27 protein-coding genes are annotated in these 13407 nt (G+C 33.7%); all 27 read right to left on the bottom strand.

Annotated elements, in window-relative coordinates:
• Window positions 1–35: 35 nt before the first annotated feature.
• Complete coding sequence (gene truA / locus OYV_RS01970) at window positions 36–767, bottom strand: tRNA pseudouridine(38-40) synthase TruA (RefSeq protein WP_011160604.1); 732 nt, start codon at window positions 765–767, stop codon at window positions 36–38.
• 171 nt (window positions 768–938) lie between these two features.
• The gene (gene rplQ, locus OYV_RS01965) at window positions 939–1295 is read right to left on the bottom strand and encodes a 50S ribosomal protein L17 (RefSeq protein WP_011160603.1); all 357 of its coding nucleotides are present in this window, start codon (window positions 1293–1295) and stop codon (window positions 939–941) included.
• A 43-nt stretch (window positions 1296–1338) separates the two neighbouring features.
• Complete coding sequence (locus tag OYV_RS01960) at window positions 1339–2331, bottom strand: DNA-directed RNA polymerase subunit alpha (protein WP_042068041.1); 993 nt, start codon at window positions 2329–2331, stop codon at window positions 1339–1341.
• A gap of 30 nt (window positions 2332–2361) precedes the next feature.
• On the bottom strand, window positions 2362–2748 hold the full coding sequence (gene rpsK / locus OYV_RS01955) for a 30S ribosomal protein S11 (protein WP_042068040.1): 387 nt from the start codon (window positions 2746–2748) through the stop codon (window positions 2362–2364).
• Window positions 2749–2789: 41 nt separating this feature from the next.
• Window positions 2790–3155: a 30S ribosomal protein S13 gene (gene rpsM / locus OYV_RS01950; RefSeq protein ID WP_042068039.1), complete on the bottom strand. Its 366-nt coding sequence runs from the start codon at window positions 3153–3155 to the stop codon at window positions 2790–2792.
• Between the two features lie 12 nt (window positions 3156–3167).
• Window positions 3168–3284, bottom strand: a complete 117-nt coding sequence (gene rpmJ / locus OYV_RS01945; RefSeq protein WP_011160599.1) for a 50S ribosomal protein L36 — start codon at window positions 3282–3284, stop codon at window positions 3168–3170.
• A gap of 12 nt (window positions 3285–3296) precedes the next feature.
• Window positions 3297–3533 carry a translation initiation factor IF-1 gene (infA, locus tag OYV_RS01940; RefSeq protein WP_011160598.1) on the bottom strand — a complete coding sequence of 79 codons (237 nt, stop codon included), beginning with the start codon at window positions 3531–3533 and terminating at the stop codon, window positions 3297–3299.
• 75 nt (window positions 3534–3608) lie between these two features.
• Window positions 3609–4352, bottom strand: a complete 744-nt coding sequence (map, locus tag OYV_RS01935) for a type I methionyl aminopeptidase (RefSeq protein ID WP_042068038.1) — start codon at window positions 4350–4352, stop codon at window positions 3609–3611.
• Window positions 4349–5002 (bottom strand): adenylate kinase, encoded by a 654-nt coding sequence (locus OYV_RS01930; protein WP_042068037.1) that lies wholly within the window; start codon window positions 5000–5002, stop codon window positions 4349–4351. The genes map and OYV_RS01930 overlap by 4 nt, the downstream gene beginning before the upstream one ends.
• 18 nt (window positions 5003–5020) lie before the next feature.
• Window positions 5021–6262: a preprotein translocase subunit SecY gene (gene secY / locus OYV_RS01925; RefSeq protein WP_042068036.1), complete on the bottom strand. Its 1242-nt coding sequence runs from the start codon at window positions 6260–6262 to the stop codon at window positions 5021–5023.
• A 2-nt stretch (window positions 6263–6264) separates the two neighbouring features.
• Window positions 6265–6702: a 50S ribosomal protein L15 gene (rplO, locus tag OYV_RS01920; protein WP_042068035.1), complete on the bottom strand. Its 438-nt coding sequence runs from the start codon at window positions 6700–6702 to the stop codon at window positions 6265–6267.
• Window positions 6702–6899 (bottom strand): 50S ribosomal protein L30, encoded by a 198-nt coding sequence (rpmD, locus tag OYV_RS01915; RefSeq protein ID WP_042068034.1) that lies wholly within the window; start codon window positions 6897–6899, stop codon window positions 6702–6704. Before rpmD ends, rplO begins: the two co-directional genes overlap by 1 nt.
• Window positions 6896–7411 (bottom strand): 30S ribosomal protein S5, encoded by a 516-nt coding sequence (gene rpsE, locus OYV_RS01910; RefSeq protein ID WP_042068033.1) that lies wholly within the window; start codon window positions 7409–7411, stop codon window positions 6896–6898. Before rpsE ends, rpmD begins: the two co-directional genes overlap by 4 nt.
• A 14-nt stretch (window positions 7412–7425) precedes the next feature.
• Window positions 7426–7779 carry a 50S ribosomal protein L18 gene (gene rplR, locus OYV_RS01905; RefSeq protein ID WP_042068032.1) on the bottom strand — a complete coding sequence of 118 codons (354 nt, stop codon included), beginning with the start codon at window positions 7777–7779 and terminating at the stop codon, window positions 7426–7428.
• A gap of 9 nt (window positions 7780–7788) precedes the next feature.
• Window positions 7789–8343: a 50S ribosomal protein L6 gene (gene rplF, locus OYV_RS01900; RefSeq protein ID WP_042068030.1), complete on the bottom strand. Its 555-nt coding sequence runs from the start codon at window positions 8341–8343 to the stop codon at window positions 7789–7791.
• A 46-nt stretch (window positions 8344–8389) separates the two neighbouring features.
• On the bottom strand, window positions 8390–8782 hold the full coding sequence (rpsH, locus tag OYV_RS01895) for a 30S ribosomal protein S8 (protein WP_011412787.1): 393 nt from the start codon (window positions 8780–8782) through the stop codon (window positions 8390–8392).
• Between the two features lie 21 nt (window positions 8783–8803).
• Window positions 8804–9073: a 30S ribosomal protein S14 gene (rpsN, locus tag OYV_RS01890; protein ID WP_011160588.1), complete on the bottom strand. Its 270-nt coding sequence runs from the start codon at window positions 9071–9073 to the stop codon at window positions 8804–8806.
• A 14-nt stretch (window positions 9074–9087) separates the two neighbouring features.
• Window positions 9088–9627, bottom strand: a complete 540-nt coding sequence (gene rplE, locus OYV_RS01885) for a 50S ribosomal protein L5 (protein WP_042068029.1) — start codon at window positions 9625–9627, stop codon at window positions 9088–9090.
• A 21-nt stretch (window positions 9628–9648) separates the two neighbouring features.
• Window positions 9649–9996, bottom strand: a complete 348-nt coding sequence (gene rplX, locus OYV_RS01880) for a 50S ribosomal protein L24 (protein WP_042068028.1) — start codon at window positions 9994–9996, stop codon at window positions 9649–9651.
• A 12-nt stretch (window positions 9997–10008) separates the two neighbouring features.
• Window positions 10009–10371 (bottom strand): 50S ribosomal protein L14, encoded by a 363-nt coding sequence (gene rplN, locus OYV_RS01875; RefSeq protein WP_011160585.1) that lies wholly within the window; start codon window positions 10369–10371, stop codon window positions 10009–10011.
• 12 nt (window positions 10372–10383) lie between these two features.
• Window positions 10384–10647: a 30S ribosomal protein S17 gene (gene rpsQ / locus OYV_RS01870; protein ID WP_011160584.1), complete on the bottom strand. Its 264-nt coding sequence runs from the start codon at window positions 10645–10647 to the stop codon at window positions 10384–10386.
• Window positions 10647–10967, bottom strand: coding sequence for a 50S ribosomal protein L29 (rpmC, locus tag OYV_RS05635; protein WP_042068026.1), 321 nt, complete (start codon window positions 10965–10967; stop codon window positions 10647–10649). The genes rpsQ and rpmC overlap by 1 nt, the downstream gene beginning before the upstream one ends.
• On the bottom strand, window positions 10964–11386 hold the full coding sequence (rplP, locus tag OYV_RS01860; RefSeq protein ID WP_011160582.1) for a 50S ribosomal protein L16: 423 nt from the start codon (window positions 11384–11386) through the stop codon (window positions 10964–10966). The genes rpmC and rplP overlap by 4 nt, the downstream gene beginning before the upstream one ends.
• A complete protein-coding gene (rpsC, locus tag OYV_RS01855; RefSeq protein WP_042068025.1) occupies window positions 11364–12122 on the bottom strand; it encodes a 30S ribosomal protein S3 in 759 nt (252 codons plus the stop codon). Before rpsC ends, rplP begins: the two co-directional genes overlap by 23 nt.
• Window positions 12106–12495: a 50S ribosomal protein L22 gene (gene rplV / locus OYV_RS01850; RefSeq protein ID WP_024563686.1), complete on the bottom strand. Its 390-nt coding sequence runs from the start codon at window positions 12493–12495 to the stop codon at window positions 12106–12108. The genes rpsC and rplV overlap by 17 nt, the downstream gene beginning before the upstream one ends.
• 15 nt (window positions 12496–12510) lie before the next feature.
• Window positions 12511–12792 (bottom strand): 30S ribosomal protein S19, encoded by a 282-nt coding sequence (rpsS, locus tag OYV_RS01845; RefSeq protein WP_011412797.1) that lies wholly within the window; start codon window positions 12790–12792, stop codon window positions 12511–12513.
• Between the two features lie 12 nt (window positions 12793–12804).
• A partial coding sequence (gene rplB / locus OYV_RS01840; RefSeq protein WP_042068022.1) for a 50S ribosomal protein L2 occupies window positions 12805–13407 on the bottom strand: 603 nt, incomplete at its 5' end.

Below are 13407 nucleotides of genomic sequence, written 5' to 3'. Positions count from 1 at the left end.
CTCCTTTTTGTGTATTTTTATTTATTGTCACAAAATCAATAAAAAATTTTTTTTAAAACTAAGGCTTTAGAAGGAGCCAAAAGGGTTGCTTTTTTAGTTGTGTTGCCTAATAACATCGCTTGAAATTGTTCCAAAGAAAGTTTATTTTTACCAATTTCAATTAAACTTCCTACCAAAAAACGAATCATATATTTTAAAAAACCGTTTCCATGAAAAACTAAAATATATTTGTGTGAAGTTTCTTTGAGAAAGGCTTGAAAAATGGTTTTAGAAAAATTTTTAGGTTGGGTCTCGCTAGTAAAAGCAAAAAAATTATGGGTGCCTTCAATAAATTTTAGGGCTTTGGTGATTTTATCAAAATAAAGTTTGTCAGCAAAAATTTGAAAATGATGGTTAAAAGCGTTGAGAGGTTTTTTGGAAAAAACATATTGATAAATTTTTGATTTCGCTGAATAACGAGCATGAAAATTAGGAGTGGCAAAGTTCATTTGTCTAACTCTAATATCAGGAGGCAAAAGATAATTAAGAGTTTTTTGGAAATGTGTGGGTTTTAGAAAAAAAGTGGTTTGGAAATGAAGGGTTTGCCCTTGGGAATGGACTCCTTTATCGGTTCTACTAGCTGCAAAAGTAGGGATGTTTTGATGGGTCATTTTTTTTAAAGCTTTTTCGAAAGTTTGTTGCACGGTTATTTTTTGAGGTTGTTTTTGATATCCATAATAACAAGTGCCATCATAGCTTAAAATTAATTTATAAAAAAAGTGTTGCAAAAATGCCTCCTTTTGTAACTACAAAATATTTATTAAGAATTTAAAATGGGAAATAAGGAGTGAAGAAAAAAGGGGTTAATATTAAAAAAACCTCCTTAATCCTTAAGATAAGAAGGTTTTGATAATTTAAGTTTTTTGAGCAAGAACCTAAAAATACTCGGTTAATTGTTATTAAACAAAAGCAATAATTGCCATTGGAGCACCATCACCACGACGAGGAACAGTTTTAATAACTCTAGTATATCCACCTTGACGATCAAGATATTTAGAGGAGATATCTTTAAATAGTTTTTGCAAAACTGTAGTGTCATCGTTGATTTTTTCATCAAAAAGATGTCTTTTGGCTTGGCGTCTAGTATGCAAAGTATTTTTTTTAGATAAAGTAACCATTTTATCAGCTAATTTTTGTAATTCTTTAGCTTTGGATTCAGTTATCATAATTTTTTCTTGCACAATTAAATCAGTCATTAAAGTTCTTAACAAAGCTCTTCTTTGAGATTTATTGCGTCCTAATTTGCTAAAAGGCATAAAATTTATCTGTCCTTTCTATTTTCTAATGTGTTTTTTAGTTTTAATGTTTGTCTTTGTCTTCTTCAACGCTGTGATGCAAAGCTTCTTTAAGATAATCATTGAATTCTAAACCGTATTCTAAAAATTTATCTTTTAATTCTTGGAAAGATTTTCGTCCTAAGCTTTTAAGTTTGACAACTTCTTTTTCACTTAATTTTACTAAAGCAGCAACTGTGTCAATCCCTGCTCTTTTAAGACTGTTAAAAAGTCTTACAGATAAATCTAGTTGTTCAATTTCTAAATCTAGTACGTAATTGTGAGCTTCTTTTTTAGATTCAGAAACAAATTCTACATGAGCAGGTTTTTGGCTTAATTCTACTAAAACATTAAAATGATCTACTAAAATGCTAGCTGCAGTTGCTAAAGCTTCTTTAGCTAAAAGAGCGCCGTTAGTGGTAATTTCAATAGTTAATTCGTCTTTGTTGCCTAATTTTTTTTCTACTTGATAAGAAACATTGACAACAGGAGTAAATAAAGAATCAATTGCAATAACGCCTACTTGATTTTCTCCGTGAACTTTGTTGTCTTTGGCGCCAACATAACCAATGCCTTTTTTAATGGTAACTGTCATATGAAAGCAAACATCATCAGAAAGGGTGGTAATGTAATGATCGGGGTTGATGATTTTAACTCCTGCAGGCAGTTCGAAAGAAGAAGCGGTTAGGCGTTGTGGTCCTTTGGCAATTAGTTCTAGTTTTTCTTCAAAATCATCTGATTCGTCGTCTACGGCAAAAACAATTTTTTTTAAATTTAAAATAATTGTCATGACATCTTCATAAACGCCAGGAATAGTGGTAAATTCTTGTTCTACTCCTTGAATTTTAACATTTACAATAGCAGCACCAGGCAAAGAAGATAACAAAACTCTTCTTAGAGCGTTTCCTACAGTAATGCCGTATCCTCTTTCTAAAGGTTTAATGGTGAATTTCCCAGAAATGGGATTTTCATCAATTTCTTCAACAAAAAAAGGTTTAATAAATTTAATATTTTTCATAATTACTCCTTGAAATGTCGAAAAAGATTATTATCCTCTAGGAGGTTTTGGCGGTCGACAACCATTATGTGGTACTGCAGTAACATCTTTAATAGCAGTAATTTCTAATCCTGCTGCTTGCAAAGAACGGATAGCTGCTTCTCTTCCGGGACCTGGTCCTGTAATGAAAGTTTCTACTTTAACCATTCCGTGTTCCATCGCTGCTTTGGCAACTGCTTCAGCGGCTAATTGTGATGCAAAGGGAGTTGATTTACGACTTCCTTTAAAACCCAAAGCACCTGCACTACTCCAAGTAACAGCATTACCGTTAAGATCAGTGATAGTAACGATAGTGTTGTTAAAAGTGGTATGAATATGTGCAATTCCTAAAGGAACATTTTTTTTAACTTTGCGTTTGGTAGTTTTTTTTCTTGCCAATGCCTTTCTCCTTTATTATTTTTATTATTTAGTTAATTTTATTATTTTTTCTTACTAGCAATTGCTTTAGGTTTACCTTTAACAGTGTGAGCATTGTTTCTGGTTTTTTGTCCTCTTACAGGCAATCCTTTACGGTGGCGTAGCCCTCTGTAAGCTCCAATTTCCATTAAACGTTTAATATTTAAAGTAACTTCACGTCTTAGGTCGCCTTCTACGTTGTATTTAGTAATTTCACTACGTAAAGCTGATAATTGCTGTTCGGTTAAATTTTTAACTCTAATATTTTGGTCAATGTTTAACTCGTTTAAAATTTTATGAGATAATTTATTGCCTAAACCATAAATATAAGTTAGTGCAATTACTACTCTTTTGTTGCTTGGAATATCTATTCCTGCAATTCGCGCCATAAATATCTCCTTTTATCCTTGTCTTTGATTGTGTCTACGATTTTTTTTATTGATAACATAAATGCGTCCTTTACGACGAACAATGATATCATCTTCACTGCGTTTTTTAACTGAAGCTCTAACTTTCATAATCTTTTCTCCTTACTTAAAACGATAAGTGATTCGTGCTCGTGTAGGGTCGTATGGCGATAATTCAATTCTTACTTTATCACCAGGTAAAATGCGTATGTTGTTGATACGTATTTTACCAGAAACATAAGCGATAATCGTTTTTTTATTTGGAAGCTCTACTTTAAATTTATCATTTGATAATAATTCAACAACTTTAGCTTCGATTTCAATTTTGGATTCAGTTTCGTTTAAATTGTTTTTTGACATTCAAAGTGATTCCTTTAATTTTGATTTCTGGGTTTGGGGGTGGTTGTGATGTAATTTGGTAAAATGAAAAACATATTATGCAAGTATTTCGTATCCTGTAGGAGTTACTAAAACTGTGTGTTCAAAATGAGCACTTAGACTTTGGTCTGTGGTAACTACAGTCCAATTATCTTGCAAAATAGCAATTTCGGGATTTCCTAAAGTAAGCATGGGTTCTACACAAAAAGTCATTCCTGGTTGTAGGATTGCGCCTTCGTGGGGTTTGCCAAAATTAGGAATATAGGGTTCTTCGTGCAAAGATGTACCAATACCATGTCCGGTAAATTCTTCTACGATGCCTAAATTATTGTTTTTAGCAAAAAGTTCAATGGCATGAGAAATGTCAGAAAAATGATTTTGGGGTTTAATTTGCAAAAGACCTTGAAATAAGGCTTTTTGAGTAAGTGCAAGCAAGTTTTGAGTAGTTTGGCAAAAAGTTCCTACAACATAAGAATAAGCACAATCAACATAATAACCTTGATAGTTAATTCCTAAATCTAAAGTAATGATATCACCTTGTTTAAGGATGGTTTTTTTGGAAGGAATACCGTGAACTACCACTTCATTAACTGAGGCACAAATATGTTTGGGAAATCCGTTGTAACCTTTAAAAGCAGAAATAACACCTTTTTTTTGATAAAAATTCTTAGCTAATAAATCTAGATCAAAAGTTGACATTCCTGGAATAACAAAAGAAGCAAGCAATCTGTGTGCTTCGTTAATGATTTTTCCTGCTTGTTTCATGATAGCAATTTCATGAGGAGTTTTGATGGAAATCATTTGCGGTCTGTTTCTAAAACTTCTAAAATCATTTTAGTAACTTGGTCGATGTTTTGCATACCATCTACTTCAAAAAGTTGATTTTGTTCGCAATAATATTCCACTAATGGCAATGTTTCTTGATTAAACACTTTGAGGCGTTTAAGGAAGGTTTCTGGTTTGTCATCTTCTCTTTGAATTAAGGTTTTTTGGTCTTTGTCACAAATACCTGGAGTTTTGGGAGGAATGTTTTCGATGTGATAAACCTTACCACATTCGGGACAAATTCTGCGTCCTAAAATTCTTTTCATTAAATCTTGGGTACCAGCGTTAAAATAGATGACTTTAGTTAAAAATAAATGAGAGTTTTTGAAAAAATCATCCAAAAAACGAGCTTGCAAAACATTGCGGGGAAAACCGTCTAATAAAAAATCTTTAGTAGCGATGTCCTTAGACAAGTAATCAGCTATCATTTGGTTAGTAATGTCGTCAGGAACTAAAAGTCCTTGAGCAATAAATTTTTTACTTAAAATGCCTAATTCAGTATTTTCTTTAAAATTTTTACGAAAAATATCGCCTGTTGCAATGTGGTTAATTTTTAAAATATCTGATAAAACAGAAGCTTGAGTCCCTTTACCAATTCCGGGCGGTCCTAATAATATTAGTATCATATTGTCTTGTTTGCTTAATTAAAATAATTTTTGATATTCTTTTTTGTTGGCAGTAGCTTTGATGCGTTGAATAGTTTCAAGGGCTACACTAACAATAATAAGCAAACTGGTTCCTCCTAATTTCATATCTTTCAAACCTAAAAAATGTTCCATAAGAATAGGTGTTACAACAAGAGCAGCAATAAAAACAGTTCCTAAAACAGTGATTTTAAATAAGGTATTAGCTAAATAACGAGTAGTTTGTTCACCTGGTCTTAAACCTGCAATATAGGCATCTTGTTTGGATAAATGTTCTGAAATATCTTCAGGATTGACATTCATAAAAGCAGAAAAGAAAGAAAAAACAATTACTAACAAGACTAAAAAGCCTATGGCAAAAAAGTTAATTTGGTTTTCAGGAAAGTTAGTTTTGGCAAAAAAATCTACTACTTCTGTAAATTTTGTATTCCCAATAACTCCTGCTAACATCTGGAAAGGTTGCAATAAAGCAGATGCCAAAATAACTGGCATAACTCCTGCACTATTAATTTTTAATGGAATGTAGCTTTTTCCTTGCACTTGATTGCGCGCATAATTGATAGGTATTTTTAAAGATGTTATTTGCACAACTACAGTAAAAATTAAAAATAAGAGAAGCAAAAGAACAATACATGCAAAATTAAAAGTTTTCAAAGTTAAAAAATTGTTTTGAGATAAATATGATTCTTTCAGATTTACAAATAGATTAATTAGGCTGTGGCTCATCGAAACAACAATTAAAATAGAAGTCCCGTTTCCAATGCCTTTGGAATTGATAAGGTCAGCAAACCAAATTAAAACAGCAACTCCTGCAGTAGCAATTAAAGCTAACAAAAACAGTTGGCTTGTACTTATTGATGTGACAAAAAGTTTTGAATAACTGTTCAAAAAAGCAAAAGATTGCCCAAAAGCAAACAATAAGGCAAGACTACGCGTTAAAAGATTAAGTTTGCGTTTGCCCATTTGTCCTTGGTCTTTCCATTCGCGACAAATAAGAAGAAGTTTTTGCAAAAATTGCACTACAATGGAAGCAGTGATGTAAGGAGTGATTCCCAATCCAAAAAGAGTACCAGCATTTATGGAAAAAACCCCAAAAAGTTTGGACAAATCAAGGGATTTAGTATTAATAAAAGGAAGAGGCCAAGAAGTTCCTAAACAAACAATAGAAATAATAAATAAGGTAAAAAAGATTTGAAACATTAATTTACGATTGCCTAAAACTAATTTTAATTGACGTTTCATCTTTAAATTACCTCTATATTTCCACCAACTGCTAAAATGGCTGCTTGAGCTTGTTTGGAGAATTTTGAAGCTTTTACGACTAATTTTTTAGTGAGAGTTCCTTGCGCCAAAACTTTAATGCCACATAATTGGTCTTTAATTATTTTTTTTTCTAACAATAATTGAGGAGTAACAACGGTATCTTGAGGAAAGGTTTCTAGAGTTTTAAGGTTAAGAAGGGCGTATCTTTTTTGGGCAAAGTTGTGAAATCCTCTTTTAGGAATTCTTTGAAAAAAAGGGATTTGTCCGCCTTCAAAGCCGGGACGCAAAGTTTTTCCTGAACGTGCTAATTGTCCTTTGTGTCCTTTACCAGAAGTTTTACCAGTGCCACTACCAGGTCCACGTCCTAAACGTTTAGTGGATTTACGAGCATTATTGACCGGTTTTAGTGTGTGTAACATTATTTTTGCTCCTTTGTATCAGAAACTTTTTCAACTACAACAAGATGACTTATGGTTTTAATCATTCCATGGATGGCTGGAGTGTCATCTTTAATAACTTGATTGTTAATTTTTTTCAAACCTAGACAGTGAGCGGTTTTAATTTGATTAAAACGACAAGCAATAAGGCTTTTAGTAAGAGTAATTTTTAATTTCATTGTTCTTTTTTCGCTAAAGTGATGCCTCTTAATTTAGCTACTTCTTCTTTAGTACGTAAACTTTGTAATCCATCCATTACTGCTCTTATTACGTTAATAGAGGTGCGTGAACCAAAAGTTTTAGTAAGAACATCATTAATTCCTACTAATTCTAAAATAGTTCTAGCAGCTTTTCCTCCAGCAACAATTCCAGTTCCTTTGGAAGCTGGTTTTAAAAAAAACTTAGACGCTCCAAAACGTCCAATAGTGTCATGAGGAATAGTAGTTCCTGTAATAGGAATGCGAACTAATTGTTTTTTGGCTTTTTCTAAAGCTTTTTTAATAGCTTCTACAATTTCTTTAGCTTTAGCGGTGGCGAAACCAATTTGCCCTTTTTTATCGCCAACAACTACCAAAGCAGAAAAACGAAAACGAGCACCGCCTTTAACTACTTTAGTAATACGATTAATTTTAACAACTTTTTCTTCTAAAAGAGGGCCTTTTTTGTTAAATTCTTTCTTTATTGCTTTCATTTTGCTTTTCTCCTTTAAAACTGTAAGCCTGATTTACGACAAGCATCAGCTAAGGCTTTGATTTTGCCGTGATACAAATACCCTGATCTATCAAAAACAACATTTTTAATGCCTTGGGCTAAAGCTTTTTTAGCGATAAGAGCGCCTACTGCTTCAGCGGCTTTGATGTTGGATCCCAAAACATTGGCTTCTTTGCTATTAGCGCTGCATAGAGTTGTTTGTTGGGTGTCATCAATTATTTGCACATAAAGAAATTTATTAGATCTAAAAACATTTAAACGTGGTCTTTGTGATGTGCCTGAAACAATTTTTCTAAGGCGAAGATGACGTTTTTTACGAAGCACGTTAGAGGATTGTTTGGTTATCATAACTTATTTTTAGTCCTTTCTTGTTTTTTTAGCGCTTTTCCCAGCTTTTTGTCTAACGTATTGTCCTACGTAGCGGATTCCTTTACCTTTGTAAGGTTCTGGTTTACGTAGTTTTACGTTTTTGGCAGCAAATTCGCCGACAAGTTGTTTGTCAATTCCTTTGATAACAATTTCTGTGTTTTGGTTAACTACCACTTCTAGATTATCAGGAATGGCAACGCTTAAAGGATGAGAAAAACCCAAAGATAAAATTAGTTGTTTATCTTTAATTTGAGCACGATAAGCTAACCCTACAATTTTTAAGGTTTTTTGAAAGCCTTTGCTTACGCCTTCTACCATATTGGAAAGTAAGGCTCTAGTGGTGCCGTGAATTTTTTTCATAAAAATTTCATCATTAGGGCGTTTTACTGTGATGACTTTGTTTTCATTAGTGATTGTTAATCTGTGATTGAATTGATATTCTAATTTGCCTTTAGGGCCTTCAACTGAGATAAAATTTCTATCTTTGATATCAACTTTAACCGCATTAGGGACTTCAATTGCTTTGTTTCCTACGCGTGACATAATTTTCTCCTTTATCTCCTTTAACTACTTTTGATTTGGCAATTAATTACCAAATATAAGCTAAAACTTCGCCACCAACTTGAGAAAGGCGAGCTTGAGCGTCTGTTAGAATTCCTTTAGAAGTAGAAACCAAAGCAACTCCTAAACCGTTGAGCACTTTAGGAATTTGTTCTGCTGATGCATAAACTCTAAGTCCTGGTTTGGAAACTCTTTTTAAGCCTTTAATAACTCTTTCTTTGTTAGGAGAATATTTCAAACTAATAATTATTTCGCGAGATGACTGAGGTAGATAAAAATCTTTAATAAAACCTTCTTTTTTTAAAACTGCTAAAATTTCTAATTTTAACTTAGAAGCAGGTACTAACACTTTTAAATGTGACATTTGATTGGCATTACGAATGCGTGTCAGCATATCTGCAATAGGGTCTGTCATAACCATGTTTGAGCCTCCTTTTTACCTTTACCAACTAGTTTTTCTGACTCCAGGTAATTTACCTTGATGAGCTAACTGCCTAAAATTAATGCGGGAAATGCCGAATTTACGAATGTATCCGCGTGGTCTTCCATCAATAGAATCTCTGTTTTTTAAACGTACAGGTGATGCTTTGGCAGGAATTTGAGACAATCCAGCATAGTCAGCTTTTTTTTTAAGTTCTAAGCGTAGTTTGGCATATTTTAAAACTAGCTCTCTTTGTTTTTGATCTTTTACGATTTTGGATTTTTTAGCCATAAGTAATAGTTCCTTTAATTTTTAAACGGCATACCATAAAGCTCTAAAAGCTTTTTGGCTTGAGTGTTATTTTTGGCAGTAGTTACAATGATGATATCCATGCCACGAATTTTTTTAACTTTGTCGATATTAATTTCTGGAAAAACGATTTGTTCTTTTAATCCTAGAGCGTAATTACCTCTGCCGTCAAAAGATTTACTAGAAATGCCTCTAAAATCTCTTACGCGGGGGAAAACTAAACGAGTTAGTTTGTATAAAAACGCCTCTTTGCGGGCTCCTCTTAAAGTCACTTTAGCTCCAATTGGCATGCCTTCACGTAATTTGAAATTAGAAATAGCTTTTTTGGCTTTAGTGATAACAGGGCTTTGTCCGCTTAATAATTTTAATTCTTCTACTACATCATCCAAAACTTTAACATTAAAAATAGCATCGCCTACGCCCATATTGATGACAACTTTTTCTACTTTTGGGACTTGCATAACGGATTTATAATTAAAAGTTTCCATTAAGGTGGCAGTGATTTTGGAATAGTCTAGAGTATTTTCTTTTTTCATTGACATTGATGCAAAGCCTCCTTAATTTTTTTCGTCTAATGTTTGATTTGATTTTTTAGCATAACGAACTTTTTTACCTGATTGTATGCGAATTCCTACTTTAGTGGGAGTTTGTGTTTGGGGGCAAACTAAAGCTACATTAGAAACATGAATGGGAGCTTCTTGTTTAACGATGGTGCCCTTTTCTTCGTTTTGTGAAGGGGGTTGGTGTTTGGTTTTGATGTTGACACCTTCAACAATAATTTTTTGAGTTTTGGCAAAAACTTTTAATACTTTGCCTGTTTTAGTCATTTTTTTACCTGATTCGTCTTTTACAAAACGATCTTTGCCAGCTAAAATAGCTACTGTTTCTCCTACTTTAATACGCATTGAGTTGTCTCCTTACAAAACTAATTGGGCTAAAGAAACTATTTTGGAAAATTTCTTATCACTCAATTCTCTAACTACTGGACCAAAAATACGGGTGCCAATAATATTTAAATCTTCTTTTAAAAGTACTACAGCATTGTCGTCAAATTTAATGTAAGAGCCATTTTTACGTCTTAGACCTTTTTTGGTGCGTACAATGACAGCTTTTAGAACGTCATGTTTTTTAACTGTACCAGAACCTGATTTAACAGTTACTAATACAATATCTCCGATATTTACATGACTACGACGAGTGCCTCCTAAAATACCAATAACTAAAACTTCTTTAGCACCGCTGTTGTCAACTACAACTAAACGACTTTCTCGTTGAATCATCTCAAAATCTCCTTACTTTGCGCTCTTTGCATGGGAAAGAATTTTGAATAATCGAAATCTTTTAGTTTTAGAAAGAGGTCTTGTTTCCATAAAATTAACTAAATCGCCTGGTTTGGCTTCTTGATTTTCATCATGGACGTGGAATTTTTTCGATTGTTTCACTCTTTTGCCATATAAAGGGTCTTTTTTGTAAATATCAACAATAACAGTAATGGTTTTATCCATTTTATCTGAAACTACTTTACCTACGAAAGTTTTTCTAAAATTGCGTTGCATTATTGTTGTTCCTCCTTGATAGTTTCTACAGTGTCATCTAAATCAGGGGTAGTTGGTTGTGGGGTTGGGCTTTGATTTGCTAAAACAGGTTTGGCAGTGGAAGTGACAAAAATTGGAGTATTGGCTGTTTGTTGATTGCTTTTTTGGGTTAGGATTGTTTTGATGCGAGCAATGGTTTTTTTAAGCTTTTTGATTTTGGCAGTGTTAGTGAGTTTGCCTAAAGCTAATTGAAAACGCAAATCAAACAGTTCTTGTTTTAACTTGTCTACTTTGTTTTCTAATTCTTCTGGATTTAATTTTAAAATTTCTTGAGTTTTCATACTTCAGCACCTTTTTTAACGATTTTAGTTTTAATCGGTAGTTTGTGAGACGCAAGTCTTAAAGCTTCCATTTCTACTTTGGAAGAATTAGTGGTGTCTTTAACTTCGAACAAAACTTTACCTGTTTTTACCACAGCTACCCATTCTTCAGGAGAACCTTTACCAGAACCCATTCTTACTTCTAAAGGTTTTTTAGTTAAGGATAGATGTGGGAAAATGTTGATCCACACTTTTCCTGTTCTTTTCATGTAACGTGTCATTGCAATACGAGCGGCTTCAATTTGTTTGTTAGTGATAAAAGCACCTTCTTTGGCAACCAAAGCGTGGTTTCCGTTGGCAATAACGTTTTTACCTTTGGATTTTCCTTCAAAACTAACGCGGTGAGGACGACGATATTTAGTTCTTTTTGGCATTAACATGATTATTGTTGCCTCCTTTGAAATTGCGAGGGCGTCTGTTAGGAGTGTTAGAAGATTGGGAAGCAAACGGTTTTCTAGTGTCTAGAATGGTTTGTCCTGGTAAAACTTCACCGTGGAAAATCCATACTTTAATTCCTAAAACTCCATAAGTAGTGTGAGCTTCAACAGCAGCGTAATCGATGTCTGCTCTTAGAGTGTGTAGAGGAACTCTGCCTTCGGCATGTCCTTCGCTACGAGCTATTTCAGCACCACCCAAACGACCAGAAATTAAAGTTTTTACTCCTTTGGCACCAGCTTTTAGGGCTTTTTGGATTGCCATTTTTTGAACACGGCGGAAAAACATACGATTTTCTAGTTGTTCAGCCATATTTTGAGCAATTAATAAAGCGATTTTATCAGAGTTTTTAACTTCTAACAAGTTAAGATTAACGTCTTTTTGGGTAAGTTCTTTGAGTTTGGCAACTAATTTGTTACGTGTATCGCCATCTTTTCCAATAATAACGCCTGGTTTAGCGGTGTGGACAGAAATAGTGATACGGTTTTTATTTTTTTCTTTTAGGCGTTCAATGTCAATTTGACTGATAGCACTTTTTTTAGTAAAATTATTGATTAGTTTACGAATTAAAAAATCTTCTTTAATTAAATTAGGAATTTCTTTATCATTAACACACCATTGAGATTCCCAAGTTCTAATAATGCCTAATCTTAAGCCGTTAGGATTAGTTTTTTGACCCACTTTGTTCTTCCTCCTTTGATGTTTGCAAGTTTGTGCTAGAAGTTATTACTAAAGTAATGTGGCTGGTTCTTTTTTTAATCATATCACCAGAACCTTTAGCTCTTGGAAACATACGTTTTAAACGCAAACCTTCGTTGACAAAAACTTCTTTAACATAAAGTTGTTCGCGGTTTAATTTTAAATTATTAACAGCATTGGAAACAGCACTGTTTAAAAGTTTTAAAATAACGGGAGCAGCTACTTTAGGGGTAAAAGTTAAAATGGCTTGAGCTTGTGCAATATTTTTTCCTCGAATTAAATCAACAACTAAACGTGCTTTTCGAGGGGCGATTGAAACTTTTCTAGCAATCGCTTTGGCGTTTTTGGTTTCCATAGTTATTCCTTCCCATTATTTTTTTTGCATTTTTTTGTCTTTTTTGTTGTGTCCGCGGTAAGTACGCGTAGGGGAAAATTCACCTAACTTATGTCCTACCATGTTTTCTGTAATGTAGACTGGAATGTGTTCGCGTCCGTTATAAACAGCGATTTTGTGTCCTACAAAAATAGGTGTGATTGTAGAACTGCGTGACCAAGTTTGGATCACTTTTTTGTTTTTTAAGTTTTTTTGTTTTTCTATTTTTGCTAATAGATGGCTAGCAACAATAGGTCCTTTTTTAACTGAACGTGGCATATTAACAACTCCTTATTTTGTACGACGTCTAATAATTAAAGCATTAGATGCTTTTTTAAGGTCACGAGTTTTGACCCCACGAGCTTTTTTGCCCCAAGGTGTCATTGGTGATTTGCGTCCAATAGGAGCTCTACCTTCACCACCGCCATGAGGGTGATCGTTCGGGTTCATCGCAGAACCTCTTACTGTTGGTCTTATTCCTAAGAAACGTTTTTTGCCTGCTTTACCGTAATTAATTAGTTTATAAGATTCGTTGCCGATCTCTCCAATAGTAGCACGACAAGTTCCAAGAACTTTGCGAACTTCGCCTGATTGAAGACGTAATAGCACGTATTTGTCTTCTCTACTAATAATTTGACAAGAAGAACCAGCACTACGAGCAATTTGTCCGCCTTTACCTGGTTTTAATTCGATGTTATGAACGGTGGTTCCTATTGGAATATTCATTAAAGGAAGGCAATTGGCAACTTTAATATCTACTTCTTTACCAGAGACAATTTGCATCCCTACTGTAAGTCCTTTAGGAGCAAGAATGTATCTTTTTTCGCCGTCTACATAGTGAATTAAAGCGATGTTAGCACTGCGGTTTGGATCGTATTCAATGGTAGCTACTTT

Origin of the sequence: 'Chrysanthemum coronarium' phytoplasma, assembly GCF_000744065.1 — a bacterium.
Classification (GTDB): domain Bacteria; phylum Bacillota_I; class Bacilli_A; order Acholeplasmatales; family Acholeplasmataceae; genus Phytoplasma; species Phytoplasma asteris.
Note: the sequence above shows the minus strand (reverse complement) of the source record. Positions and strands in the feature narration are given on the sequence as shown.